Source organism: Paenibacillus sp. EPM92, assembly GCF_016586185.1.
In the GTDB taxonomy this organism is placed as follows: Bacteria; Bacillota; Bacilli; order Paenibacillales; family NBRC-103111; genus Paenibacillus_G; species Paenibacillus_G validus.
The window spans coordinates 68,627-94,166 of record NZ_BCPS01000054.1 but is presented as its reverse complement, the minus strand read 5'-3'; the positions used below and the strand labels follow the sequence as shown (position 1 = coordinate 94,166).

Sequence of the window (25,540 nt, the reverse complement as noted above, 5' to 3'; positions counted from 1 at the left end):
CCCCGAAACCTATAATAAAGGAGAGTTTTTCCAAAAAGAGGTGATTCCGATGGAAAACCGTCTCCCCGATTCTTTCACCGACCGTCTATACCGGACAGCCGTTCAGCAATCGCCGGACTGGTTGTGGCTGTTTGATGCAGCCGGAACGCCGATCGGCGTCTCTCCTGCTCACAATGCGGGCGAGCCTTTATATGCCAAGGTATTCGACGGGGATTTACAGGGGCTTCAAAACGCCTGCCAGGTGTTGCTTCAGCAGTCCCAATCCTTTGTCATGATGTTCCGCATCTTCCTGCCCGACGGCAAGCTGCTTTGGCTGGAAGCCAAAGGCTACCCGCTGAACCACGACGGAGCCTGTGGACAAGCCGCTCTATCCGCGAAAGACATCAGCTCCTATAAGCAGCAGGAAGAACGGCTTACTCGTCTTGCCTATCATGATGCGTTAACGGGGCTTCCTAACCGCCGTCTATTTCACGATCGATTCACGCAAGCGCTGCATATTGCGAGGCGCTATCATCATAAACTAGCCCTGTTGTACTTGGATTTGGACGATTTTAAGCGCATCAACGACACCTACGGGCACGCCATCGGCGATGAGCTGCTCGCTACCGCCGCCTCCCGTCTCTCCCATTCCATACGCGAGCCGGATACGATATGCCGGATGGGCGGGGATGAATTCGTTGTGCTGCTGCAGCAGTTCGAACTGCGGGAGGATGTCGCCAAGATCGGAAGGCGCATTGCAGAGGTGCTCAGCCAGCCGTTCGAGCTGAGCGGCCAACAGATCGCGATTACAAGCAGCATCGGAGCTGCTTTCTACCCGGAGGACGCCCCTGACGCCGATTCGCTCCTCCAGTGCGCCGATATCGCCATGTACGCGTCGAAGCAGCAGGGCAAAAACGACTTTCAGTTTTACACGCAGCCCAAAGGAGGATCCGCATGACCTACAGCTTGAACAGTCAACAAGTAGCCGAGGCTTCCAAGCAATGGCTGCAGGAGCGCGGCGTTCGTATCGAAGATATCGCCGAACTTACGTTCTTACTTCAGCAAAATTATTACGACACCTTGACGATCGAAGAATGCCAAACAAGTGTCGAGCAGGTGTTGTCCAAACGCGAGGTGCAGAACGCCATCCTGACCGGCATTCAGCTCGATATTCTCACCGAAGAAGGAAAGCTGCGTTCCCCGTTGCAGGAAATGATCGAGAACGACGAAGGCCTGTACGGCTGCGATGAAATTTTGGCGCTGTCGATCGTCAACGTGTACGGCAGCATCGGATTAACGAACTTCGGGTACATCGACAAGCTGAAGCCCGGCATCGTCCAAACCTTGAACGATAAATCCGGCCCGCACAAGCATACGTTTCTGGACGACATCGTCGGCGCAATCGCCGCCTCGGCCAGCAGCCGCATCGCCCATCGCAAGCAGGAGGAAAAAGAAAAGAAGGGCTTGCTCCCTCCTTCCTGACGAATTGAAAACGGCGCTTTCTCTTTGCGAGAAAGCGCCGTCTTCTTATGCATTCACTTTAAACCCTCCGCCGCTGCCGTTCGAACGAACCCGGTCCACAGTCCCGGCGTTGCGGCATGCGTCCAGCGTAAGATCGTTGCTGTACTGGTACAGGTTGGCTTCATCGAGCGTACGTCCGCGGCTCCATGCATACGTCAACCATATATACGTCACGTCGTCGACCCGGTCCCGGATGTACGTCACCGCGTCGTACGTGCCGTAAATGCCGAGCGGCCAGCTCGCGCCGCCGTTGTCTTGCGCATACTGCCGCATCCGCTGCTGGACGCCTTCGAAATACCGCTCCACATTCGCCAGACGCGAATCTTGCGCCCTCACTTCGAAGTCGACGGCAAAATAAATCGGCGTGCCGGTCGGTTGACCGACGTCCGTTGCCCGTTGAATCGCCCTGCTGCAATCGCTGACCCCGCGCTCATACGTAAAATAGCCGGGGTTATTCGCCGCATCCTGATAAACCGTCACGATCCAAAGGCCGCGCGAAGAAATGAGCTGCGCTTCGCTGCGGGTCAAGTTTTTCCAATCGGAATTGCTGTAATATCTGCCGATAAACGTGATGCCGTTGCTGCGCAAACAGTCGAGCGGCGCCGCCGTCGTAAAAGGGGCCGCGCGGTCGATGCCTTCCGCCATGATGGATCCCTCCCGCAAGTATCGAATCGAACTGCTGCATTCATCCTATGCGCGCAAGGGACAATCGAGCTGAGAAGAACGCCCGTCTTCGCGGTCGGCAGGTACCCGTTACTTCATGGGCGCCAACGTTTCGGCGATGGCTTCAATTTCTTGCGGCGAGACGGATTTTGCCGAGCTTAGCGCCAAATACGTATCGCCGAGCTTCAAGTAGAGCGTAGGCTGCCCGGCGACTGTGACCCATTTGCCCGTGCCGATGTTGAGCTTGACCTCCCGTTCCGATTCGGGCTTGTCCGCCGGTTTGATTTCTTGAGCCGATTCGACAATTTGCATCTTCAAAAAGACAAGCGCGAACGCCTTCTCCATTCCCTGCACCTGGCTCAGTCTATCGTCGGGAGCGCCCTGCTGCGGCAAATAGACGGTTTTGACGCCGAGCTTATTTGCGGTTTCGCGAATAAACTTTTTCTCTTCTTCCAGATAGGAGAGCGGCGTTAATTTAACCGGCTCATTCGGCTGTGCAGCCGTTCCGCCGGGGGCCGTACCGGTCCCGCCCTGGCCGGCTGGAGGCGTTTGACCAGCCGATCCGGGCTGCTGCTCCCCGCCGGTCGCCGGAGCCGGTGCGGTTTGAGCGTTATCCTCCGGCTTCTTTTCGCTTTTCTGGCATGCGGCGAGCAGTGTACCCGCAGTGAGCAGCGCCGCCGCGGCGAGTGCCGCTCTCCGCACCATCTTATTTGTTAGTCGATTCGTCATTGTGTGACACCTCCGCGAATGTGTACGTTCACGTCAAGCTGAATGCTTGCTTTAGCGAACGCCGATCTCCACCGATCCGCCGTCCAAAATCCGGGGTACTGCGAACGCATCGCTTCTCCCCAATTCAACGGATCGATCTCCAGCCTCTGCAGCTGCTCAATCAGCGCTTTCGCCTGCATGTACATCGACCGCTCGTAAGCGGATGCCTCGGCAGCAGTAACGGCGTCCGAAGCGTCAATGCCGTTCACATGCAGGGCGATGCGCAGGCGAGGCCGCTGCAAATCGCCGTTAGCGGCTACGCTTGTCCGGCAGGACACCGACGATACGGACAAGCCCCCGTTCCCGGCTTGCGGCTGTAACGCAGCTTGCGCCGCCCCCGCTCCGAGCGGCTCCTGAAGCGAGCTTCCTCCGCGCAAGCAGACCAGCAGCCGGCTTTGCTGCGGCGGGAGAATGGCGACAAGCTGTTGTTTTTTAAACAGCATCGCTTTCACTGAAACAAGGGGATTTCTTCCAATTTCATTTCCGTCCGTGCCAGTCCCCGTACCGGAAGGATCCAACGCAAAGAAGGGAAGCGCGAGATCGGATTCGTATTCCGGCTTCGCTTCGTACAGCGAGCTGCGAACGACCGCTTGCGGCTCCAGAGCCATTCGACCGAGCGAACCTGCGTCCGGGCGGCGGACGAAAGCTTCCGCCGTCCCTCCGACAACGGCGACGGCCGGCCTGCTGCCTTGTCGAATCCCCATGCGGCGGAACTCGGCCAGCCAAGACGCCGGAATCCCGTGACGGCGCACCCAGGCCTCGCCGATGACCACCACCTGCGGCGGATCTTTCTGCTTCCATCGCATCGCCCCCTCGGCCAGCGAAACGAACGACCGCGCCTCGACATTCGTCACTGCGTTCGCCTGCAGGCCGCTCCCCGCTTGCCCGGGAACCGCTTGCCGCGTGGTCATGCGAATACCGGCGGGGTCTTCGTCCACTCCCGCTAACGTTACGGCAGTGCCGGCGGCTTCCTGCAGCCGGTATGCGGCGTCCTCCGTCCCCCCGCAGCCCGCGCACCCCCATATCAGCAGCAGCGCCGCCGGCAGCAGCAGTCGTCCCGGACGACTGCTCATCCTCCCATCCATCCGGCCGTCCTCCTTCGTCTACATAAACTAGGTATTCCCGATCGTATTATCGGTCGAATACCTACTATTTCCTAGTTTCAGCCTTTTTATGCAGCAATCCCCATCCGCCGAAGGAACGCCGGACGTTCATGAGAAGCTTGGGCCCGGGACAAGGACCTCAAAGAAAATAAAAAAAGCTCCTGATCGGAGCCCTTCAAGGAAGATACCTATTCATGTTTGGGTGGCAGCTTTACTCGCGATACAGAACCTGTCAGCTCCGCTGAAAACTTTATACTTACTGAAATAACTTAAAAAAACACGCCGCTGACGGTTCGGTTTCCGTCCCGGCGTGCTTCCAGCGCGTTTACCTGCCTGTTCAATTGTGCCCGAAAAATACGATGCCGCCCTGCTCTTCAACGCCAGCCCGCTCCGTTTCCCGCAAATAAATCAGATGCGCGATCGTTTCCGATAGCGCGAACCGCAGCTGGTGCAAGCTGAGCGCTTCGCCGAACGTCGCCCGGCATACCGCATAAGCCGTTGCCGGCTCCGTCAAGCAAGCCTGCATCGCCTCCAGGCGCTCGGCGTGATGCGCGATCAGCTCGGTTGCCCGCGCAGCCAGCCGTCCGAACGGCTCGCGATGCCCCGGATACGCAAGGCGAACCTCAAAGCGGCTAATCGTGCGCAAGCTTTCCAAATAACTGGCGAGCGGGTTCTCGTCGATGCCGCCCGGCAAGTAGCTGACGTTCGGCGAAATTTGCGGCAGCACATGATCGCCGCAAAACATTTCTTTCGTCTCCGCCTGATAAAAGCAAAGGTGCCCGGCGGCATGCCCCGGCGTGAGTATCGACGTGTAAGTCCGCTCCCCTAGCCGCATCTCCTCGCCCCCGGACAACACGGTCACCTCGGGCTGTGGCGACACAGCCGGCATGAAGCCGTCCATATGCTCGCGCATCGGCGCCTCGAGCTCGGCCGGCAGCCCATGCCGCCGAAACAGCGCAAGCAGCCGCTCCGTCATCGGCGCGCCCTCGCCCCAAAGCAGGCGCACCTGCTCCAAGCCCGGTTGCGACAGGAACACCTGCGCGTTCGTGCGCTCCTGGAACCAGCCGGCAAGCCCGTAATGGTCCGGATGGTGATGCGTCAGCACGATGCGGTCGATGTGCCGAAAAGATACGCCCAGCTCCGCAAGCGCCGAGGTCCAGACCTCTTCGGCGGCCGTCGTTCGAAGGCCCGGATCGATCAAGGTCCAGCCTGAGGGGCCGGGCAGCAAATAAGCGTTCACCCAGCGCAAAGGAAACGGGAGCGGAACTTTCACCTGCACGACGTCGCCATGCTTCGTCAAGACAGCCGGTTGCCCCGGAACCGGAACGCGGCTACTCATCTCCTTCACCCCTCCTGCCTACAAAGATCATCCGTTTTGCCGATTCTGACTCGTAAGGCGAGGCGTCGTAACCGCCGTATACGGCGTCGACTTTCAAGCCCGCACGGCACAACAGATCCAGGAACGTGTCGAGGTCGATCAGCTTCACCCGTTCCTCGTAGACGCGCGCCTCGTCTGATGTCTGGGCGTTTTCTTCCACCAGCCTGATCGTCTTGCATACGTAACCGTTCTCGATTCGGCGCGTTTCTTCGATGCGAAGCCCGTCTTCCGTCCGCACGGAATGCGGCACCAAATGGGCCCTCACGTATTCCGGGTTGAGGAAATCGACGATAAACCGTCCGCCGGGACGAAGCAGCCTCCAAATTTCCTTCAACACGCGCTCATGTTCGGCATCGTTGTCGAAATAACCGAACGACGTGAACAAGTTCACGACCGCGTCGAAGGGGCCTTCGAGCGGAACTTGCCGCATATCGCCGTGGACCCAGCGCACTTCGCCCTTCTTGTCCAGCTTGCGGGCTTCCCCTAGCAGCACTTCCGACAAATCGACGCCTGTGACCTTGAAACCGAAACCGGTCAAGGCCATTGAATGACGACCCATACCGCAGCATAAATCGAGCACTTCCGATCCTTCCGGCAGCTCCAGCCATTCCATCATGCGCCGGACTTCCTCGTAAGCCCCTTTCATATCGCGGTGTTTGTATACGATTAAATAGTCGTCTCCGAAACTTTTTTTGTACCATTCCGACATAGGACTCTTCTACTCCTTCTTCGCTTACACAGACTACGCCCTATTTTACCAGAATCGTGTTTGTAAAAGCTATGGTTAACCGGAAGGGCCTGTAGTATAATGATTTTCTGTAAAACAGGTCTCCAACCCATGGAGGAATATACGTGAACCGTACACGAATCGAACAAATGATCAACGGGCGGAAATCGAAAGAAATTTATGAGCATATCCGCAAGCACGGCGTCGTCTCGAAAATCGAGCTGTTGGAAAAAAGCGGCCTGACCGGCAGCACGTTGACCCGTACGCTGGAAGAACTGACGAACCAAGGGTTTATTGCCGAAGCCGGCTTCGGCGAGTCGACCGGCGGGCGCAGGCCAATCTTGTATACGATTAATTCCGATTATGCCTATGTGTTCGGACTGGATATATCCCGCATCTACTCCAAGCTGATGCTCTTCGACATGCAAATGAACCGGCTCGAAGCGAAACGCTGGGTCATGACCGAACAGACGACGCCGCAGGTACTTCTGGAAGAAATTGCGGCGGAAGCGGAAGCGATGCTGCTTAAGCGCGGTCTGACCGGGGACCGGGTGCTCGGCATGGGGATCGGCGCGGTCGGACCGCTCGACCGGGAATCCGGCGTTCTGCTGGACCCGCTTCACTTCCCGGCCCCCGGCTGGACCCAAGTGCACGTGACCGAGTTTCTGGAGCAGCGGCTCGGCTTCCCCGTCATGCTGGACAACGGAGCGAACACCGCGCTCATCGGGGAATCATGGTCCGACCGCGGACGCGACTACCGCCACTTGCTCTACGTGCATGTCGGGGTCGGATTGCGCTCGGCAATGATGACCGGCGGTCATGTCGTCTACGGCGCCGTCGACATGGAGGGCTCGATCGGTCAGATGATCATCCAGACGGACGGTCCCCGGCTCTGGGGGCAAGGAAACTACGGCGCGCTGGAATCTTATGTTTCCATCCCCGCGCTCGAACAGCAGGCGCGCTCACGCCTGAAGCAAGGACGCGACAGCGCGCTGCAGCGAATGGAACGGGACCCCGATCTCATTCAATTCGCCCACCTGCAGCAGGCGCTGCAGGAGAACGATCCGCTAACGGTAGAGCTGTTTACCCAGGCAGCGACTTATTTCGGCATCGGCCTGTCCAATTTGCTGAACATTTTGCACCCGGAGAAGGTTATTCTGGGAGGCGCGGTCATTGGCAGCCACCCCGGATTTTTCCACATCGCGACACGCGCAGCGATTCAGCGCACCTATTATTATCCGAAATATCAAGTCGTCTTCAGCCAAGGCTCGCTCGGCGATGACGCGCTTGCCGCCGGAGCCGCCCTGATGGTCATCAACCGGCTGAGCGTTGTATAGGCAGGCGGCCCGAGCCTTTTACCTAAAGGCCCGGCACAGAGCGGCGGCGCTGCCCCGGCTCTTATCCACAAAATGCGACCGATCCGCGCGTTTCATAAACCAAAAAGCTCTGCCCCTCGCGTTCGAGGAGCAGAGCTCATAACGTTCATGCCCGGATGCAGACGCACAGGCTGCATCCATATGCGGCATTATGCCGTTGCTTCGTCTTCCGATGACGGTTCGCCGTACAGCTCTTGGAACAGTTGAACCAATCGTCCGTGCTTGCGAAGCGATTTCTCGTGAATCAAATTCAGCTTGCCGTTATCGAGCAGACCGAATCGTTCGATCAAAAGTTCGTTCTCCTGCGTCCAATCGAAGCCTTCGAAGATGCGCAGACATGTCGTCCAATTTTTCGTATATTGACCGTCTGTGAATAAGTACCGGTGTGCAAACAAGGCGATGCTCTCCTGCATGGCGCGCGCCGACGAGCTGTATTGCGGCAAGCCCGGCTGCTCCGGCATAAGCGGAAGCAGCGTACTGTAGAACTGATGCAAAATTTCGATATACAGGGTCGGATCTTTTTTGATTTTGCGCGCCAGCTCGTAAGACGGCTGCATTTTGCCGGTAAACAGCATCGTCGCCGTCGAGTACAGCCAGCTGAACGACGTAAAGTTTTTGTTGTACGCCGTTAAGTTCGCCCGACGCTCCACCCCGGCCCCCTTCAGGAACATGTTGTGCTCGAGGACCTGCTGAATGACGAGGTTGAGCGGGTCGATCGAATCGAACGAATGACCGAGCTCCTTGCTTACGAGCTGCACCTTCGAGTTGATGTCGCCGAACAGCTGCTTCTCCTCTTCTTCACTCAGTCCGATGTAAATTTGCACCGCCAGCTCGCTCTCCATCAATTCCAGTCTGCGGCGTTCCAGCTGCTCGATCTGACCTTCCAGCAGTTCCAGCTCGGTCGCGGCTTCCGTGTCCTCCGGATTTCTGCGAACCTTGACCTTCAGACCGGACAATTTGCGTTCCAGCCGTCGAGACTCTTTCAGCATTTGCTCATTCACGTAACCGAGCGCCAAAATCCGGTGCTGACCGTCGAGAATGCTCAGCTTCGAACCCGGGCGCAAGCTTAATCCTTCTTCCGTCTTGGCTAAACTGGCCACATCGCGCAGCGACAGCGTCACCGGTCCGAAGAAGACGCGATCGAGCTCCCGCTCCTGCAAGTAATTGGCGATTTTCCGACGCTGGCCCCCGCTCAGCTTACGCTGCACCATCGGGTCGATCGTCGTGTAATTTAACAGATCCTGAACCTGGATCGGAACCGTCGCGAGACCGAAACGGTCGCAAAACGGATGAATTGTCATTTTCAAACGCAAGCCGTCCATTAACCGACATCCTCCTTAGCTTCCTTCTCGTCCTCCATCTCATCTGCCATGTCCGATTCGCGAATCAGGAACAAGTGGTGCTCCTCATAAAAACCTTTCACGTATTGGAAAGCTTTCATAATGCGCGAACGTCTAGGCAGCCGGTCTTTCTCGTCTCCGGAATAAATCGCGTTCCAATCCAAGTGCGGCAAAATGTGAAGCGCATAATCAAGCGCATATTTGTTAAACGTGCCGCTTTTCGTCGCTTCCCCGTGGAAGAACATCGCCAGTGCGATCTGCAGGTTCTCCGACCAGCACAGCTCGCCCTTCTCCGGCTCCGGCAAGTGTCGCAGCATGCCTTCGAAATAATGCTCCGCCACTTTCATCTGGCTTTCGATTTCATGATCCTCGAAGTAGTAGCCATTGCCCCGCGAAGCCGATTTCAGCCTGCCCTCGAACAATCCGATCAAGATTTCGATCAGCAAATGGTACGAGAACAAAAACTCCGGTCCCTTGCCCCGCTCCGTGAACATATCCACCGGAATCCGCTTCATGATCGGCGATTCCTCCACCAGACGCGTGGCGAGGACGTGGTAGAAACGGCGCTGTTCGCGAAGCACAGCCAGATTGCCCCCGATTTTACGCGGAAGCTTGTTGATGTCGGAGAACAGCTGACGCTCCTGTCTGGCGTTGATGTCCAAATAAATCATCGTCGACATCGGGAAGGTGTACAGTTTGCTAAGCTTCTTGCCGATTTCTTCCATCCGGTCGTACTCCCGGCGGTCTTTGGCGCGCGCCATCGCGCTTTGCAGCGTTTCCATCAAACGGCGGAAAGCGGCCAACCGGTGCTGCCCATCCACGACATAGAGCTTCTCGATCGCTTGCAGGCGGTATACACCGGATGCCGGATCATATTCCCCGGCTCCTCGGGCAGACAGGATGATCCCCGGAAAATAAATGCCTTGGCCGTGGTCCAGATACAACATGATATAGTCCATCATCCGGGATAAATTAAGCGGAACGATGGAGCGCTGTACTTCGAGATCCACTTCGTAAATCGCGAACAGCTTGCTCATCGGCAGCGTAGTGGACAACGTCGTTTGACCGAACGTTCGGGAGAGCGTTCCCGGAATTTCGATGAACGACGACGTTTTTTGTACAGCCAACAATTCAGATAAAGATGAGATTTGATCCAAAGCTAAATTCCTCCTTTGCGGGTTCGTTATTAAGAAGCCGTCATGCCTTTCGAATCAAAATGGCAAAAATAGGTTGATATGACTCCATTATACACGTTTTAAGACCTAAACATTCAGCTTATCCCCGAATTGATTCGTTTTTTCACGAAAAAAGTGAATCTCTCCCTCTCGTTCCGCTAGAGTACCCCGGTCGATTCACTAGCTTCTTAGACAAAAAAGCGTCGAACGAGCGGCCGAACGCATACATCCAGACAGACAGCGAATTGCAGCTACTCCCATCATAAAATAAAAACTGTGGCCGATTCAAATACTAACGGCTGACTGTGGAAGTGTAATTTTTGTTATTTTCATATTTTCGACAAATCTGTAGAACGACTCCCCGCGTATATGTTATATATTATTACATATATATGACTTTATAGCGGTCAGGATTTTCGGGGAGGGGTTGGCATGACCATCGGATTTCGCACGATCAAAACGGCGGTTGGCGTCAGCATCGCTATATTGATCGCACAATCGCTGCACTTGTCGTCTTATACGTCGGCCGGGATTTTGGCGCTGCTGTGCATTCAAAAAACAAGAAAACAGTCGTTCACAGCCGTCTGGGAACGGCTCCTCGCCTGCCTCGCAGGAATGGCGATGTCCGGCTTCATGTTTCACTTTTTCGGGCGTCATCCGTTAATTTTCATTCTGCTGTACATGCTGTTCATTCCGGTTTGCGTCAGGTTCAAAATTCAAGGCGGCATCGCCAGCAGCTCCGTCATCATCATGCACATCTATATGAACGGCGCGCTTAACACGTCCTTCGTGCTCAATGAGTTGGCCATCATCGCAATCGGCCTCGGCGTGGCGCTTATCGTCAATTTGTATATGCCGGGCATTGATAAACAAATTTCACAATACAAAGAAGAGATTCATGCCAACATGTCCGCCATCCTCGGCCAATTCGCTAAATATTTAGTCGAAGGTTACGGGCTGTGGGACGGCAAAGAGCTGCTCACGCTCGCCAAGCTGCTCGATAAAGGCAAAAATTTGGCCATTCTCGAAGTGGAAAACAACATGATGCGGAAGGATAATCCGTTTCTGTACTACTTCGAACAAAAGCAGCGGCAGTATCAAATACTCGAACGCATGCTGACGCTCGTCTCGATGCTGGACACCACCCTCGAGCAAGGCGTGCGCATCGGACGCTTGATCGACGAGCTCGGCCGTGACCTTCAAGCGGGGCGAGACCTCGCCTCGTACCATGAGAAGCTGAGAGCGATCCGCGAATACCACAAGCAGCTGCCTCTCCCGGTCACGCGCGCCGAGTTCGAGAACCGGGCAAACTTGTTCTCCTTAGCGAATGAGCTGGAGAAGTTCATTGAAACCATGTAATTCGCGCTCACAAAAGCCTTCTGCTTTGCACAGTCCGGACGGGATGCGCGAAGAGAAGGCTATTTGGCTGGGCTGAACGACTACTTCGCTGCAGAAGCAGCTGTCGCACTTTGTACCTAATCATAACAAATCTTATTGTCGAAAGATAGCTAAAAGTACCTGAGATTCGCCTTCATATCAAGGATTCCGGCTGTGCCCTAAATAAATAAACGCAGTGCGAACATGCTCAGAATGCCAATGAGGACCGTCCCCAGCAGGCTGCGTGTGATCATGGCTGCCGTAAAAGTAAGCAAGGCGGCTACTAACTCCGCTTTATTTATAAAAAACGAAGCCTCCCCTTGCGGTGCGAACAGTTCCTGTCCAATCAACGCAGCCATAATAGCAATCGGAACATGCTTCAACCACTGCAATGCCCAGCTTGGCAATTGAATACGGCTAAGCGCTACAAGGGGAAGAATTCTCGGAATGAAGGTTACAATAGCCGCTCCGATAATAATGAATACGATGTGCCATCTTATTTCCATTTATCCATCACCAATCCTATGGTTGAAGCTAGAACGGTAGCCACGATAACACCTAAGCTTCCGGATGAAATCATGCTCATTCCCACGATAATGAAGATCGCGCTGATTGCGACAACAACGTCTTTCATGATTTGACCGCGGCTTGCCATTTGCAGTACAAGAAGTCCTATAAACATCGCCGGCAAAGCAAAATCAAGACCATACCTCTCCGGATTTGTAATCCATTGTCCAAAATACGCGCCGGCCATATTCGCGACAAACCAGTTCAAGTATGCTGTCACGTTAAGACCGTGCATCCATCTTTCACTGATCCGCTCCTTGCCGGCTGCCCGGGTTAATGCCACTCCGAACGTCTCATCGGTTAGCAGGGAACCTATCCCAATATTTTTCATCGGAGAGAGATGTCGAAAATAAGGCGATAAGGCCGCGCTTAGCAAAATATGGCGGAGATTCACAAAAAAAATCGTAAAGATCATGGCGGTAACGGAATAACTGGCCGTGATCATCCCGGCAAAAATAAATTGTGCGGAACCCGCATAAAGCAGCAAGGACAGAAGAGCGATTTCCGCTAAGCTTAAGCCTGCGGTCTTCTCCACGACGCCTGCGGCGAACCCGATGCTTAAGTACCCGAGCAAAGTAGGAATACAATCCTTTACCCCCTGTATGAACGTATCGTCCTTGGGGGCAGCTGTCGTGTTTGTTTGCATGTGATCTGCTCCATCATCTCATCAGTTTTCAATGCCATATTCTATTAATTATATCATTTTCGCACTCGCCAACCAAAGAGTCCTCCTCATGCGCCCGCAAATTTTCTCCCGATTGACCAGACCTATGATGTTTTTCTCTATTTTTTTTGATATGATTATAGAATGTGTAATTTGTCAGACTAGAAAGCAGGTGTCTAGGAATATGCTTCTGAAGTATGACTCTAGCGGACATTACGTGCGTTCCCGGATGAAGACCGTGTGGTTAATCCTGGGGATATTGCTGGTCGCCGCAAATCTTCGGGCCGCCATCACAGGATTAGGCCCCTTGGTAGATGCGATTCGTTTAGAGACTCATTTATCGAATACGGTAACCGGCATGCTAACCGCTTTGCCGTTACTGGCCTTTGCCGCGCTCTCCCCGGTTGCCCCTAAAATTTCACGCAAAATCGGGATGGAAATGACGCTTTTCCTAAGCATGATCGTGCTAATTGTCGGGATTCTTCTAAGGTCCTATGCTTCGGTCGTCACGCTATTCATGGGTACAATCATCATCGGTCTTGCCATTGCGATCGGAAACGTGCTGCTGCCGGGCCTTGTTAAACGGGATTTTCCCGAGCATGTAGGATTCATGACCGGTGCGTACTCGGTTTCGATGAACGTCTTTGGCGCACTGGCTTCGGGTATCAGCGTCCCCCTTTCGGTGGGGGCAGGACTTGGCTGGCGGGGGTCTCTCGCAAGCTGGGCTGTCTTAGGCGGATTGGCCGCGCTCTTCTGGCTGCCGCAGCTTCGTTCCCGCCAGGCAGCGTCAACTGCGGGCGGCGGCGGCTCCATCTGGCGCTCCTCCCTGGCATGGCAGGTCACCTTGTTCATGGGCTTGCAGTCGTGGCTTTTTTACATTAATGCGGCATGGCTGCCCGAAATTCTGCATAGCCGGGGGATGAGCGTCTCAGCCGCCGGATGGATGCTATCCGCCATGCAGTTTGTAAGCCTGCCGGTTTCATTCATCGTTCCGATTCTCGCCGGGCGCAGTTCCAACCAAAGAGGCATTGTAATCGTAACGGTGCTCTTTCACCTTATTGGATACCTCGGATTGCTTAGCGGGAATACCTCGCTGATCTGGCTTTGGATTATTTGTATTGGGATTGCAGTAGGTTCAAGCATCAGTTTGGCGCTTGCTTTCTTCGGGCTTCGCACGCAGAATGCGCGTCAAGCCGCCGAGCTGTCGGGGATGGCGCAGTCCGTCGGATATTTGCTTGCCGCGTTCGGCCCCGTCCTGTTCGGGTTTCTTCATGACGTGACCAACACTTGGGCAATTCCGTTGTTAATCACTGTGGCGGCCAGTCTTCTGCTGCTGTCCGTGGGCCTCGGGGCCGGACGCAACGCGTATGTGACAGCCGGCAGCAAGAAAGAATCATCATGAGATCAAAGCTTTGTTGGAGCGGATTTACCCGATGATTTAACTGGAGCGTAATCTGAAGCAGGACCTTCGCAATTGCGGAGGTCCTGCTTCAGATTCGTGCGGGGCAGGGGGCCGCCGGCACAAAAATCTTCGCTTGATATTACGGATAAAAGGATTCGTTCTTCAACCAAGTTCCACCCTCATCGGTGCTCCGGTAAAACATCGTTGCCGACCGGAGCGCTCCCCGTGCCGCCTCTTCGACTGAAGCAAACCGATTGTCCGTTGAAACGTACGGGTTGGCATTATCCGCTCCTCTATAATAATGACTTAGTTCATAAAAGTAATGACCGGCTTCATTCTTCAGGATTTTAATTCCGACTTCTTTACCATCAATGCGAGCCTTTAAAGCCTGGACGACCTCGTGAACAGCTTCAATATCAGGATGAAGATTCGCCAGCTCAAATAAATTCAACATCAGGTGCCTCCATTCGTGGATTTTGGTCTGAACGCAGCAGCTCTAATTAATGCTTCAAATGAAAAGGTACAGTCGAAATCGTAACGTCTTTTCGATTTAATCAATAGGCACGAATTAATATACTGGATTGATTATGCAGAAAATTGTGCCACCAACTCCTTGTAATAAATTGCGGAATCATCACCGTTACATAATCCGTCTCGCTGGTTTTCCATTCAATTGTATCGATAAATTTAATTAAAGGTCTCAGTATGCTCCGATAACTGGATTTTAAAATAACAAGCCGAACGCCTGAATTCCACTCCTCCCATTTTTTCTCCATCTTCTGTGCATCATCGTCGTCAAAAGCAACATAAACGGCAATAATGTTCTCTGATATCGACTTGGCATACCCGATCGTATTTAAAACGACCCGATTAACCCCTGCCACCGGGACAACGATCACATTTCCTTTGGTCACTGGCGTCTCTGCTTTCGGATCAATCCGCAGTTCATTAGCCATATTCAGGTAATGCTTGTGGATACGAATAAAGAAATAGATAACAACCGGAAGGAAAAGGAATGTGATCCATACTTGTGAAAATTTTGTAATCAAAAAGATTAAGCAGATGGAGAACGTTGTGATCATTCCGATTGTATTGATTAAAAAGCTGATAGCCCAACCCTTCGGTTTCATTTTCCACCAGCGGCGCATCATTCCTGTTTGGGACAAGGTAAACGGAATAAACACGCCTAAAGCATACAAAGGAATCAGGCCTTCCGTATGTCCCTGAGCAATAACAATTAAAATAGCCGATAAAACACCGAGTACGATGATCCCGTTTGAAAACCCGAGTCGATCCCCTCTGGCGGTAAACATACGGGGCATAAATTTGTCTTTTGCCATCATGTAGGCAAGCAGCGGAAATGCGGCATAGGCTGTATTCGCAGCGAGAAATAAGATCAAAGCCGTAGAAGCTTGTATGGCATAATACATGGGCCCCCGGCCAAACGTGGAAGCGGCGATTTGGGAAACGACGGTTTCTTCAGGTCTCGGTGTAATGCCATAGGTATAGGCTAGAAAACTAATCCCCATAAATAAGCTGCCTAAAATAAGTCCCATCATCATCAGGGTTCTTGCCGCATTTTTCTCCGCCGGTGCCTTGAAGTTAGGTATTGCATTAGATACGGCCTCAACCCCGGTCAATGCGGAACAGCCGGAACTGAAAGCCTTAAGGAGTATAAATAAACTAATTCCCGAGATTGCCATATCATGAGTTTGGGGCGCTGCAGAAACACCGCCTGCAGCATATTTATATAACCCGCTCAGGATAAGAAGCACAATTAGAGTGACAAACAGGTAAACCGGATAAGCAAGGATAGAAGCCGATTCCGTGATTCCCCGTAAATTCATGATGGTCAAAAAAGCAATCATCACAATAGCAATGAGAACACGATGGTCGTGAAGGCCAGGGAAAGCGGATGTGATCGCATCGGTTCCAGCAGAAATACTAACAGCCACAGTTAAAATATAATCAACTAATAAGGATCCCCCTGCTAATAAACCGACAGGCACCCCCAGATTCTCCTTCGATACGATGTATGCCCCGCCCCCCGTCGGATAAGCATATATGGTTTGGCGATAGGAAAGAATTAAAATCGTTAATAACCCTAATACAGCAATGGAAATCGGAATGGAATACCATAATGCCACAAAACCTACTGTCATTAAAACCAGCAATATTTGTTCCGTGCCGTAAGCAACAGAAGACAGTGCATCCGATGATAATACGGCAAGAGCCTTAAATTTGCTCAACTTCTCTTCCGCGAGTTCTTCGGATTTCAAAGGACGACCGATTAAGAACCGTTTCAAAGCAGACATCATCTTGAATGCTTCCCCCTTTTGAAGCCGATTCTCTGCTTCATGATTTGGATATTTTACCCGATGTTGCTGTGTTTTTATCCACATTAAATATCAACTCCTAAAGTCACAAACGGTTGTACATCTTCAAATCCTAAAGAGACATAAAAAAAGAAGCCTGACAGAAGAGGACTCTTCTCGCGGCTTCCTGGGTACGGCAAAAAAACCGTATCTTTCGCACGACAAAATCGCCTCTCTTTTTACGCTTACGAGGTTAGCTGACGGATTCGGACGTAAGAGTCGCCCTATTCTAAGCAAATGTACAAATGTACGGGATTGCTTTAGAAATTCACCCCAAAGTAATAAGCGGTGTAACAACCTTGCCCATTACCGAATGGTTCCCCCGATCCCCTAAAGGACTCAGCGATAAAGACGCATTTCATTTTTGATATCCCGGTTTTTGGCAATAAAAAGCCACAGAGGCGCTTCCCCTGTGGTCACGTTAGACGATCACAGTTTCCCCATCTCCTCCACACAACGCTTACGAGGTTAGCTGACGGATTCGGGTGGTGAGAGTTGCACCCTACCTCGGACAAAAACACTACCGATGTTTGTGTCCAAGGATTCACCCCTTCAAACTTTGATTTTTGGCTCTCACACCAATAAGCAAAGCTCGAGTTTGGTTCCCCCGCTTTCCCAAAGGGAAATTAAGCGAATTAGAATTAGAAACGTTATTTTGTTTTCATGAGTTGTATCATACGCTTATTCAAAAAAGCTGTAAAACAGATGAAATCAAGATATTAGACATCGTTTTGATAAAACGACGCGTGATACCGCTTACATATCATGCGGTCTTTTATTTCATGCTTTTTACTCGATGAATCGCGTTTTTTCTTTTCCCCAACAACCAAAAAGCCTTCATCTCACGATCCCTCTTATAGAGGAAACGTAAAAAGAAGGCTTGATTAGGGGGGCGACAGCTAAGAAATCTGCACACCTTTTTTAAGTGATTTAAAGTCGATGTTCGAGTTTAAGAGCAACGGCAGTATCTTCATGCTGCTTACCATCGGAGCAAGACACTGTCGGCAAATCGGCTGACATTCAAAGGCAAAGTTGTCACGAATCCAACCCTTACAGTCTTCATTTTCACATGACCAAATCATCGTATTTTCCGTAGGGATATCCTCTAACAATTTTTTCCGAAAATACATGATGAACCCCTCCTTATGATCCAAAAGAAAAGCTGCCCTCCATATTTGTTAGGGCAGCTTGCTTTGGGTTTTACAGCTTTACAACATTTTCGGCTTGCGGACCGCGATTTCCTTGTACGACATTGAATTCAACACGTTGACCTTCATCTAACGATTTGAAACCATCGCCTGTGATTGCACTGAAATGCACGAACACGTCGTTGCCGCCTTCCACTTCGATAAAACCAAAACCTTTTTCAGCATTAAACCATTTCACTGTACCTGTTTGCATAATATGACCTCCAAATTTTTATTTAACATGTACTTTTTATTTTTGGAAACAAATAAAAAATTCACACATTGAAAAAGGTACCATCGCACAAATGATAACCCTTTGCAATATGTGAATCAAGGTTTCAAATATATGATTAAAGTAATCATACCACACTCAAACGCAAAGGGCAAGTTTTTCTCTCCTCCACAAACCAAAAAGCCCTCGTCTTACGATTCTCCGCAAAGAAGAACCGTAAAAAGAAGACTTTGTTAGGTCCATTGGATTTCCTCAGATCTGCAGCTCCCCAAGCTTAATCAGCTCGACAACCGCTTGCGAACGCCCTTTTACATTTAATTTCTGCATGACGTTGGAGATATGGTTGCGTACGGTTTTCTCACTGATAAACAGCTGCTGCGCGATATCTTTCGTCGTTTTGTCCTGCACCAGCAGTTCAAATACTTCGCGTTCGCGATTGGTGAGTAAAAATTTACTTTTGTGATCGCTGCCCTTCAAATGTCACCCCTCCTTGCCCGGGTTTTTGTATCAATACAAGGTCTAGGGATACAGTCAAATTCAGTTTATGAAGGGTCACGTATACTGGTGCGGCAACCGTCCAAAAATGGGCGAGACGATGAGGCATCGCAGCTATTGGCGGGGAATCCGCCAGGGTACGGTTTTCCGGCATACGGTTATGAATGCAGGCGGCATGTTATAAGGCTGATGAATAAAGACGAGTTGTTCCTGCACAGCCGAGCCTATATTCATAAACATGTCCATCCTCTCTGGTCTGTTACATCTTAAGATACCCAACATGGAATGGATCTACTGAAGTGCCGCTATGGATCAGGCTTGTCCGTTCGCTTGCGCTTTCACGACAGCCGTGCAATATTTGCAGCGAATCGCTTTCTTCGGGATCTCGGATAAACATTCCGGGCATTCCTGCAAGCCGGCTTTCGGATCGGGCTTTGCCTCCTCCTTCTTGCGCAGTCGGTTCAATTGCTTCACGGCAATGAAGATGACGAACGAAATGATCAGAAAATCAAGCATTGTGCTGATAAACAAGCCGTAGTTTAACGTCGGCGCCGACGCTTTCTTGGCATCTTCCAGCGTAGCGAAAGACCGGCCGTCCAGACTGATGAACAAGTCCTGGAATTTTACACGGCCCAGCAGCAGGCCGATCGGGGGCATAACCAAATCGTTGACGATGGACGTGACCACCTTGCCGAAGGCGCCGCCGACAATAACCCCGATCGCCAAATCAATCATATTGCCCTTCATGGCAAACTCTTTAAATTCTTTCCAGACCGTTGCTTTCATCTCGTTCAAACCTCCGTTTTTTTATTAGTTTATAACAACAAACAAGCTCCCGCAAAGTTTGTGCTTTGCTGGAGCTTGCTCTGGTTTGGTTATTTAGAGATAAACATCTGTGTGAACATTTTGCCGCACGGACCGCCGTCGACGATGCCGACGCCGATGTGCGTGAAATCGTTACTCAATATGTTGGCGCGGTGTCCGGACGAATTCATCAGCGCTTGGTGTGCCGCCTCTACCCCTTTGTTGCAGGCGATATTCTCGGCGGCGTTGCGGTAGCTGATGCCGAACTGCTTCATCATATCGAAGGGCGAGCCATACGTCGGGGACTGGTGGGAAAAATAATTTTTATCCACCATATCCTGACTTTTCAACTTCGCCACATGGGACAACTGCGGATCGACAGTCAACGCCGGTAAGCCGGCCTGGGTACGCGCCCCATTGACCAAGTCGATCATCTGCTGCTCCTCCGCGCTAAGCTTGTTGTCGCTTGGCGACTGCGGATTCGGAGCCGGAGCCGGGGTTGGCGTTGGCGTCGGAGCGGGCGCAGGCTTCTTCGGAATTTTCAAATTACCGTAAGCCCATAGGATCGATTGCAGCGTCTTATCGTCGACCGCCCCCGTTACCGGAAGGCCGTACGCCTTCTGGAACCTCTTGACCCCGTTCTCCGTGACGGGTCCGTAATAACCCGATATGGAGCCGGAGAAATAACCGAGCGACTTCAACATCCCTTGCACAGCGTAAACATCTGGTCCTTGGGCGCCTTTGCCGAAGGCGAACACCGTTCCTGAGACGGCAAAGCTAAGCAGCAGAGCGATCGTAAGCAGCAGTGTTGTTTTCTTCGTTCGTAATCGGTTAAACATGTGAATTTATTCCTCCTGAACAGAAGTGAGATGGGGCTGATCGATTGCCTACTTCCAGCATCCCCCGACGATTGCAATATTATGAACGGATATTCGGCCGGTTTCTCCACGCTTGCCGAAGCAGGCAGCAGGCGGAATCCGTGGAGCCGCGATCCGGTGAAGCGGAGCGGTATCGGCCGATCTGACGGACCGTATAAGCATGGGTTGTAGGGGAATGCGCGGATGCCGCAGGAGAAAGCGCCGCCGTTCTGCCGACAACGCAAAAAGCCTGCTTCTCCCGGAAGGAAGAAGCAGGCTTACCGCGAATCGGAAGTTCGCTTATTTCTTGCGCACCAGTGAAACAAGCAGAGACGCTGCGCTCAGCACAACGGCTGCGATCGATAAGTAAAGCGGCGTGTTCGATGCCCCGTCAGTCGAAGCTGCGGCTGGCGAATCGCCCGCTGACGGCGCTGCGGTATGTCCGTGGCTATCGGCTGCCGCACCTGCCGGCTTCGCATTCACCTTCGTCACGGAAGCCGGCTTGTCCGAACCTTCGGCGCCGACCCATTCGACTACGCTGCCGTCTTTATAAGTCTGATACGCCTTCCACGTAATCGCGGTAGCCGTATCGGCGACTTTGCCCTGCATGTAAAATTCGCCGAATTCCGTCGGTCCAAGGCCTTCTCCGGTTGCCGTCCAGATGACGCCGCTGATTTTATCGCCTTCTTTGGTCAGCTCGTACTTCCAGCCGGGCTTCGGCTCGAAGCGGGAAACGGTTACCGCGTCCAGCGGAAATTTCACTTCAACCTTTACGGTCGGTTCGTTTTTTTCCGACGGTACGCGGACAGTGAATTTCTCATAGCTTCCCTGTGTCGTTTCTTTCGGTTGCACGGTCACGTGAGCGCTTGCTAAGCCCGACAACAAGAGAGATAAAAGCAGGACGAGTCCAAACGTGAATGGCAGCTTTTTCATTTCCAAATTATCCCCTTCCCTGGTTACAGCGATCAGTATTTCCATTCGTAATATATCGTAAACCGCTGCTTGGAAGAATGACTCAACCGGGCTATTTTTCGTTGTCTTTTTGGACGTTTTGTGACTGAGCGCATTCGGGCATGTCGCCTGCCGCTTCTCGCGCTTACTCCGGCCAATCAGAGTTGACTTTCCTGGGCCAACCGCACCACCCGCTGCCCGCCTTCCGCCAGCATCGATCGGATGAACGGCAGCTGTTTGCGATAATGTTTACGCCAGCTTTGCGCCGGGCTCGAGGCATTGGCGGCATGGCACAAGAAGAACAAGCTGACTCTGGCTGCCGCGATGGGCATAATGGCTGCTTCCTCCTCGGTCAACTTCCCGTAGCCCCGGAGAAAACAACGATCAAACGTATCCGCATGCTCGGGAAGCAGCAAGTTAATGACCCACAGCGCATAGGCGATGTCTTGAACACGCTGTCCCTGCTGCATAAAATCAAAATCCATCACGAGGCAAACGCGGTCTTCCGCATAACACTGATTCCAAAAATGCCAATCGCCGTGAAGCGTCGTGCAAGGCAAGCCGCTTGCGGCATCCCCCCACTGATCCAGCACCCGCCGGGTCAGCTTCTCGGCCTCGGCCCGTTCATCCGCCGGTATACCGGACAAGCTGCGCATCCGCTCAAGCGCTTCCGTATAATAGGCCGCATCGGCATAGAACGACCACGAAGGACGGGGGCCTGCCGGAACTTGGACAAGCGATTCGTGAAACGCTCTTAACATGCGGGCGCTCTCAAAAACCTGCGCTTCTCTGCATTGAAACGAATCCGCGCTTACGAACGGAGTCACCTGTACCAGTTTTTCCTTATATCGGATAAACGGATCGCCTCCCACCGCCGTCAACGGGCACGCAGCGGGAATGCCGTTCGCACGCAGAAGCGCAATTGCCTGCCGGGCATGCCCCAAATGCTCCGGAGCGGCAGAGCGGTTCAGCACCCGGACCGCAAAGGTTCCGTCGGACGTTGTCATTTTCATGTTCACATTGAATGAACCGCCCAGCATACCGTCAAATCGGATGAATCTGCCCAATTGGAATCGCTCGCATACGAACTCCAGCAGCGCGTCGTCGAACGGTTTAGAAGGTTGGGAGCTTTCCATAGCGTTCACTCCTTGACTTGGAATAGGTGACCCCAAATGCTTCACCTCATAACCACTGCCAAACTTATTGGTACTACACTATATTCGCCTTCTGCAAAATTTTAATAGGATATATGCGTATTTAATAAAATTTACAGCCTATCCACGAATGCACCTATCATTCCCAATCCATGAGACATATGCATGAGTATAGGTACGCCCCATCCTGATTGGAGGTGAAGTCTTGAAAAAAAGCAGACGCGCGTTACCTAAAAAATCCGTAATTCCGCTCAAAAAAAGAACGGCGTACAACGAAAGCACGAGTCCGAAGTCATATGCCGGAATCCGAAAACGGCGGGCTAAGGCGGGCCCGCTCCGTTTGATTCTTCCCAGATCCGGGCTGGAATTCCCCGCTCCCCCCCTTCAGGTTCTGATGGTACTCGATCAGTTGAATATCGGCGGGACGGAAACCTATACGCTGTCTCTAACGAGAGAACTGCTTCGAAAAGGAGCCTCCGTCTTGATCGCCGCCAAAAAAGGAAAGCTGCTGGAGCCATTCCTGGGGCTCGGCTGCCCGGTATACGAGATTGATTTCGTCGGGGACGACTACGAGCGGGATGAGGCCAATCGCAGCGCCCACATGGCCATGCTTCAATCGATTATTCGAACGGAGAAGATCGATCTCGTCCATGCCCATCAAGTTCCCTCCGGGATCGTAGCCCTGGAGGCGGCTCGAACGCTGCGGGTGCCGTTCCTGTTTACGGTCCACGGCACTTACTATGATCCCGCATTTTTAAGCGTTCTAAGAAGAAGCGCGACCGTAACCTGTGTCAGTCCCGCCGTCTTGCGCATGCTTCAGAACGCGGGGATCCAGGCCTTTGTCGTTCCGAACGGCGTCGACCCATCGGAGTACCATCCCCTGGACACCGCTTACCGCTCTTATCTCAGGCGTAAATTAGGGCTTCCGCAGCAAGCCCCGGTCGTCATGTATGCAAGCCGCCTGTCGTGGGAAAAAGCGGACATTTGCGAAGAAACCATTCATGCTTTGACTCTGATGAAGCAAACCGACTACCCCGACCTGCAGCTGCTTATCGTGGGCGGCGGTAAGAAACAAGACGAAATCCAACAGATCGTCGAAAGCAAAAACGAACAAACGCAATCCCCGTTCATTCACTATGCCGGCGAGATTTTGAATATGAACGCCTATTATTCCATTAGTGATTGTGTCATCGGAACGGGAAGAATCTCGCTGGAGGCCATGTCATGCGAGCGCCCGCTTATTGCCGTAGGCAGCAAAGGCTTTTGCGGTCTCGTGAAACCGCAGCGGTACGAACAGATATGGAACTGTTGGTTCGGCGATCATGACGCCGATCTCCCCTTAACGCAAACCTTATTGACGGAACACGTGAGAAAAGCGCTGCATGAAGATCGGACGGACATCGTCCGGAACGTGCGGTCCGGAAGGTCGTTCGTGATCGACCGTTTCCATATTTCACAAACTACGGATAAGCTGATCGACGTGTACGCGCACATGCTCAAATCGAGGAAAGATGCCCGAATTTCCGATTTGTCGTGAATACATGTCGAATCGCTGAACTTGATGATGGAGTGATGACGTTGGAAGAGTACAGAATCGGTCCATGGGACCATCTGGAAGGTACAGTTGACCCGGGGATTGTCTTGGAACAATATGTTCCGCCCGAGCTGGAAGCGATCGCTTGGAAAGTCGCCGAGCTTTACGAGATGAAGGTCTCGGATATGACGCTTGTCACTTCGAAGCCTGACAAAGGCGGCGCTATCTGGAAAATGAATACCGATCGTGGTCCGCGCAGTATTAAGGTGCTCCACCGCGAACCGAAACGGAGCCTGTTCAGCGTCGGCTCACAGGAGTACTTGGTGAATCAGGGGGCACGGGTTCCGTCCTTGATTCGGACGAAGGATGATCGGCTTTATGTAGAGGCCGGCGGTAAGCTGTGGATCGTCACGGAGTGGATCGAGTCGCTCGTTCAGGCGTCCAAAATCGATTTGGAAGGCGCAGCCCAGCTATGCACAGGGCTTGGCGAATTCCACAAACTGTCGCAGGGCTACATTCCGCCGTTCGGCGCTGCGCGTTCGACCCGGCTGCCGAGATGGCCGAAATATTACGAGAAAATTATTGCCAAAATCGGCTGGTTTCGAGATATCGCCCAAGCGTACCCGGAACTGTCCGCCAGCTCCCGGTTGTTGTCAATCGTTGACGATTACGACCGGCAGGCCCGGGAGATTTATGAGAAGTTTAAACTGTCGTCCTATCCCCGGATGGCAGCCATGGGCGATCCCCATTGGGGCTTGGCCCACCAGGATTACGGTTGGTCAAACGGGCAGATGGGTCCTGGCGGGATTTGGATTATCGACTTGGACGGCGTGGCGTATGACCTGCCGATCCGCGATTTGCGCAAGCTGATCACCAGCACGATGGATGATATGGGAGTGTGGGATTTAACCTGGATTCGCGGCATGATTGAAGCTTACCATCAAGCCAATCCGATCGACCGTGAAACCTTCGAGCTGCTGTGGCTTGATATGGCGTTTCCGAATGAATTTTATAAACATGTAAAAGAAATCGTTTATCAGCCGACCCTATTCATGGAGACGGAATTGAACGGCATTTTGGACCGGGTTCTGATTGCCGAGAGCACCAAATGGCAGGCGCTGGCCGAGCTGGAGCAGGACAAAGCGAATTACGTCCCTGGCCATTATCCGGAGCAGGAAGCGGCTGTGCTGCTGCCTGTCGAACGGACAGAGCGCGTGCTGGAAGGCCAAGAGCTTCCCATGCCGGAACTGCTCCCGCCCGCTGCCATGGTCGAACCGGTTACGACCCAGCCAAATATCATTCCTATCAGCCCGATGGAGCCGGTCGCCGTTTTGCCTCTTATCGAAACAGGTCAACCGGCTCGACGAATCGCAGCGTCGCGTCCTCGACGTACCGCGAAGGACAAATCGCAACGTCGAAACGCGAAGGCCCTGCCGCCAAAGCGAAATACGAAGACCCGACCGGCTCGTCAAGACGTGAAGGTCCTACCGTTTGCTCGGGACACGAAGGCCCAACCGGCTGCACAAGACGCAAAGGCTCTACCGGTTGCTCAAGACGCGAAGGCCCAACCGGCTGCGAAACGCAGAAGGAAGCCGGCCAGCTCCCAGAAAAGGTCTGCAGCGAAAAAAAGCGTACTGAAAAAGCAAGCTGCAAAGAAACGAAGCGTCCAAAAAAGCGCCTCCCTGCTTAAACCGGCCGTACGCGTAACACCGCCCAAACGCCGGACGAAACCTGACCGCTCGAAGCAGGCCCTGAAGCTCGCACCCAAACAGAAACAAAAAACAAGCCAAACGAAGAAGCCCGCCGGCGTCTTCAACCCGAATAAAAATAGGGCCGGGAAAACGACTCGCGTTCGGAAACCCGCCGCCGCCAATAATCGAAAGGCAGCTAGGCGGTAACGGACATTTTGAG

Annotated in this window: 26 protein-coding genes and 2 riboswitches; of the genes, 8 read left to right on the top strand and 18 right to left on the bottom strand. The window is 52.8% G+C overall.

Annotated elements, in window-relative coordinates; all coding sequences use genetic code 11:
* Positions 1 to 49: 49 nt before the first annotated feature.
* Positions 50 to 937, top strand: a complete 888-nt coding sequence (locus JMF85_RS10680) for a sensor domain-containing diguanylate cyclase (RefSeq protein WP_054796939.1) — start codon at positions 50 to 52, stop codon at positions 935 to 937.
* Positions 934 to 1,461, top strand: a complete 528-nt coding sequence (locus JMF85_RS10675) for a phosphatidylglycerophosphatase A family protein (RefSeq protein WP_054796906.1) — start codon at positions 934 to 936, stop codon at positions 1,459 to 1,461. The genes JMF85_RS10680 and JMF85_RS10675 overlap by 4 nt, the downstream gene beginning before the upstream one ends.
* Positions 1,462 to 1,506: 45 nt before the next feature.
* Here the strand turns inward: JMF85_RS10675 and JMF85_RS10670 are convergent, their stop codons facing one another.
* The 5 genes from JMF85_RS10670 to JMF85_RS10650 all read right to left on the bottom strand — a co-directional run bounded on the left by JMF85_RS10670 (position 1,507) and on the right by JMF85_RS10650 (position 6,121).
* Complete coding sequence (locus tag JMF85_RS10670; RefSeq protein ID WP_141335079.1) at positions 1,507 to 2,145, bottom strand: DUF1906 domain-containing protein; 639 nt, start codon at positions 2,143 to 2,145, stop codon at positions 1,507 to 1,509.
* Between the two features lie 108 nt (positions 2,146 to 2,253).
* Complete coding sequence (locus JMF85_RS10665) at positions 2,254 to 2,892, bottom strand: hypothetical protein (protein ID WP_127607753.1); 639 nt, start codon at positions 2,890 to 2,892, stop codon at positions 2,254 to 2,256.
* Complete coding sequence (locus tag JMF85_RS10660; protein WP_127607751.1) at positions 2,889 to 4,016, bottom strand: Ger(x)C family spore germination C-terminal domain-containing protein; 1,128 nt, start codon at positions 4,014 to 4,016, stop codon at positions 2,889 to 2,891. Before JMF85_RS10660 ends, JMF85_RS10665 begins: the two co-directional genes overlap by 4 nt.
* 355 nt (positions 4,017 to 4,371) lie before the next feature.
* Complete coding sequence (locus JMF85_RS10655) at positions 4,372 to 5,373, bottom strand: MBL fold metallo-hydrolase (RefSeq protein WP_141335081.1); 1,002 nt, start codon at positions 5,371 to 5,373, stop codon at positions 4,372 to 4,374.
* The gene (locus JMF85_RS10650) at positions 5,366 to 6,121 is read right to left on the bottom strand and encodes a class I SAM-dependent methyltransferase (protein WP_127607747.1); all 756 of its coding nucleotides are present in this window, start codon (positions 6,119 to 6,121) and stop codon (positions 5,366 to 5,368) included. The genes JMF85_RS10655 and JMF85_RS10650 overlap by 8 nt, the downstream gene beginning before the upstream one ends.
* Before the next feature lie 167 nt (positions 6,122 to 6,288).
* Between JMF85_RS10650 and JMF85_RS10645 the strand changes: the two genes are divergently transcribed.
* Complete coding sequence (locus JMF85_RS10645; RefSeq protein ID WP_127607844.1) at positions 6,289 to 7,476, top strand: ROK family transcriptional regulator; 1,188 nt, start codon at positions 6,289 to 6,291, stop codon at positions 7,474 to 7,476.
* A gap of 188 nt (positions 7,477 to 7,664) precedes the next feature.
* Here the strand turns inward: JMF85_RS10645 and JMF85_RS10640 are convergent, their stop codons facing one another.
* A complete protein-coding gene (locus JMF85_RS10640; protein WP_127607745.1) occupies positions 7,665 to 8,837 on the bottom strand; it encodes a DNA sulfur modification protein DndB in 1,173 nt (390 codons plus the stop codon).
* A complete protein-coding gene (locus JMF85_RS10635) occupies positions 8,837 to 10,012 on the bottom strand; it encodes a DGQHR domain-containing protein (RefSeq protein ID WP_141335083.1) in 1,176 nt (391 codons plus the stop codon). Before JMF85_RS10635 ends, JMF85_RS10640 begins: the two co-directional genes overlap by 1 nt.
* A gap of 450 nt (positions 10,013 to 10,462) precedes the next feature.
* On the opposite strand from JMF85_RS10635, the gene JMF85_RS10630 reads away from it, so the two are divergent.
* Positions 10,463 to 11,389 carry an aromatic acid exporter family protein gene (locus JMF85_RS10630; protein ID WP_201318167.1) on the top strand — a complete coding sequence of 309 codons (927 nt, stop codon included), beginning with the start codon at positions 10,463 to 10,465 and terminating at the stop codon, positions 11,387 to 11,389.
* Between the two features lie 197 nt (positions 11,390 to 11,586).
* On the opposite strand, the gene JMF85_RS10625 is transcribed toward JMF85_RS10630, so the two are convergent.
* Positions 11,587 to 11,913: an AzlD domain-containing protein gene (locus JMF85_RS10625; RefSeq protein WP_127607740.1), complete on the bottom strand. Its 327-nt coding sequence runs from the start codon at positions 11,911 to 11,913 to the stop codon at positions 11,587 to 11,589.
* Positions 11,904 to 12,620 (bottom strand): AzlC family ABC transporter permease, encoded by a 717-nt coding sequence (locus tag JMF85_RS10620; RefSeq protein WP_127607738.1) that lies wholly within the window; start codon positions 12,618 to 12,620, stop codon positions 11,904 to 11,906. Before JMF85_RS10620 ends, JMF85_RS10625 begins: the two co-directional genes overlap by 10 nt.
* A gap of 202 nt (positions 12,621 to 12,822) precedes the next feature.
* Here JMF85_RS10620 and JMF85_RS10615 point away from each other — a divergent pair, with 202 nt between their 5' ends.
* Positions 12,823 to 14,040, top strand: a complete 1,218-nt coding sequence (locus JMF85_RS10615; protein ID WP_127607736.1) for a CynX/NimT family MFS transporter — start codon at positions 12,823 to 12,825, stop codon at positions 14,038 to 14,040.
* A gap of 139 nt (positions 14,041 to 14,179) precedes the next feature.
* Here the strand turns inward: JMF85_RS10615 and JMF85_RS10610 are convergent, their stop codons facing one another.
* The 7 genes from JMF85_RS10610 to JMF85_RS10580 form a co-directional block, all read right to left on the bottom strand.
* Positions 14,180 to 14,494, bottom strand: coding sequence for a hypothetical protein (locus tag JMF85_RS10610; RefSeq protein ID WP_127607734.1), 315 nt, complete (start codon positions 14,492 to 14,494; stop codon positions 14,180 to 14,182).
* 100 nt (positions 14,495 to 14,594) lie between these two features.
* A complete protein-coding gene (locus JMF85_RS10605; protein WP_201318177.1) occupies positions 14,595 to 16,358 on the bottom strand; it encodes an APC family permease in 1,764 nt (587 codons plus the stop codon).
* A 223-nt stretch (positions 16,359 to 16,581) separates the two neighbouring features.
* A riboswitch (cyclic di-AMP (ydaO/yuaA leader) is annotated at positions 16,582 to 16,770 on the bottom strand.
* Positions 16,771 to 16,857: 87 nt separating this feature from the next.
* Positions 16,858 to 17,058: riboswitch (cyclic di-AMP (ydaO/yuaA leader) on the bottom strand.
* A 256-nt stretch (positions 17,059 to 17,314) separates the two neighbouring features.
* The gene (locus JMF85_RS10600) at positions 17,315 to 17,545 is read right to left on the bottom strand and encodes a cold-shock protein (RefSeq protein ID WP_127607732.1); all 231 of its coding nucleotides are present in this window, start codon (positions 17,543 to 17,545) and stop codon (positions 17,315 to 17,317) included.
* Between the two features lie 70 nt (positions 17,546 to 17,615).
* The gene (locus tag JMF85_RS10595; protein ID WP_054796919.1) at positions 17,616 to 17,816 is read right to left on the bottom strand and encodes a cold-shock protein; all 201 of its coding nucleotides are present in this window, start codon (positions 17,814 to 17,816) and stop codon (positions 17,616 to 17,618) included.
* Positions 17,817 to 18,086: 270 nt separating this feature from the next.
* A complete protein-coding gene (locus tag JMF85_RS10590) occupies positions 18,087 to 18,311 on the bottom strand; it encodes a helix-turn-helix domain-containing protein (protein ID WP_010493958.1) in 225 nt (74 codons plus the stop codon).
* Positions 18,312 to 18,641: 330 nt separating this feature from the next.
* A complete protein-coding gene (mscL, locus tag JMF85_RS10585; protein ID WP_127607730.1) occupies positions 18,642 to 19,115 on the bottom strand; it encodes a large-conductance mechanosensitive channel protein MscL in 474 nt (157 codons plus the stop codon).
* Between the two features lie 89 nt (positions 19,116 to 19,204).
* Positions 19,205 to 19,972 (bottom strand): peptidoglycan-binding protein, encoded by a 768-nt coding sequence (locus tag JMF85_RS10580; RefSeq protein WP_155613741.1) that lies wholly within the window; start codon positions 19,970 to 19,972, stop codon positions 19,205 to 19,207.
* A gap of 81 nt (positions 19,973 to 20,053) precedes the next feature.
* Here JMF85_RS10580 and JMF85_RS28360 point away from each other — a divergent pair, with 81 nt between their 5' ends.
* Positions 20,054 to 20,182 carry a hypothetical protein gene (locus tag JMF85_RS28360; RefSeq protein ID WP_269103250.1) on the top strand — a complete coding sequence of 43 codons (129 nt, stop codon included), beginning with the start codon at positions 20,054 to 20,056 and terminating at the stop codon, positions 20,180 to 20,182.
* Between the two features lie 108 nt (positions 20,183 to 20,290).
* Here the strand turns inward: JMF85_RS28360 and JMF85_RS10575 are convergent, their stop codons facing one another.
* Positions 20,291 to 20,923 carry a YcnI family copper-binding membrane protein gene (locus tag JMF85_RS10575; RefSeq protein ID WP_127607727.1) on the bottom strand — a complete coding sequence of 211 codons (633 nt, stop codon included), beginning with the start codon at positions 20,921 to 20,923 and terminating at the stop codon, positions 20,291 to 20,293.
* 176 nt (positions 20,924 to 21,099) lie between these two features.
* On the bottom strand, positions 21,100 to 22,077 hold the full coding sequence (locus tag JMF85_RS10570) for a phosphotransferase (protein ID WP_201318166.1): 978 nt from the start codon (positions 22,075 to 22,077) through the stop codon (positions 21,100 to 21,102).
* 223 nt (positions 22,078 to 22,300) lie between these two features.
* Here JMF85_RS10570 and JMF85_RS10565 point away from each other — a divergent pair, with 223 nt between their 5' ends.
* Positions 22,301 to 23,632 (top strand): glycosyltransferase, encoded by a 1,332-nt coding sequence (locus JMF85_RS10565; RefSeq protein WP_141335091.1) that lies wholly within the window; start codon positions 22,301 to 22,303, stop codon positions 23,630 to 23,632.
* A gap of 41 nt (positions 23,633 to 23,673) precedes the next feature.
* Positions 23,674 to 25,527, top strand: a complete 1,854-nt coding sequence (locus JMF85_RS10560; RefSeq protein WP_141335093.1) for a CotS family spore coat protein — start codon at positions 23,674 to 23,676, stop codon at positions 25,525 to 25,527.
* Positions 25,528 to 25,540: the final 13 nt, after the last annotated feature.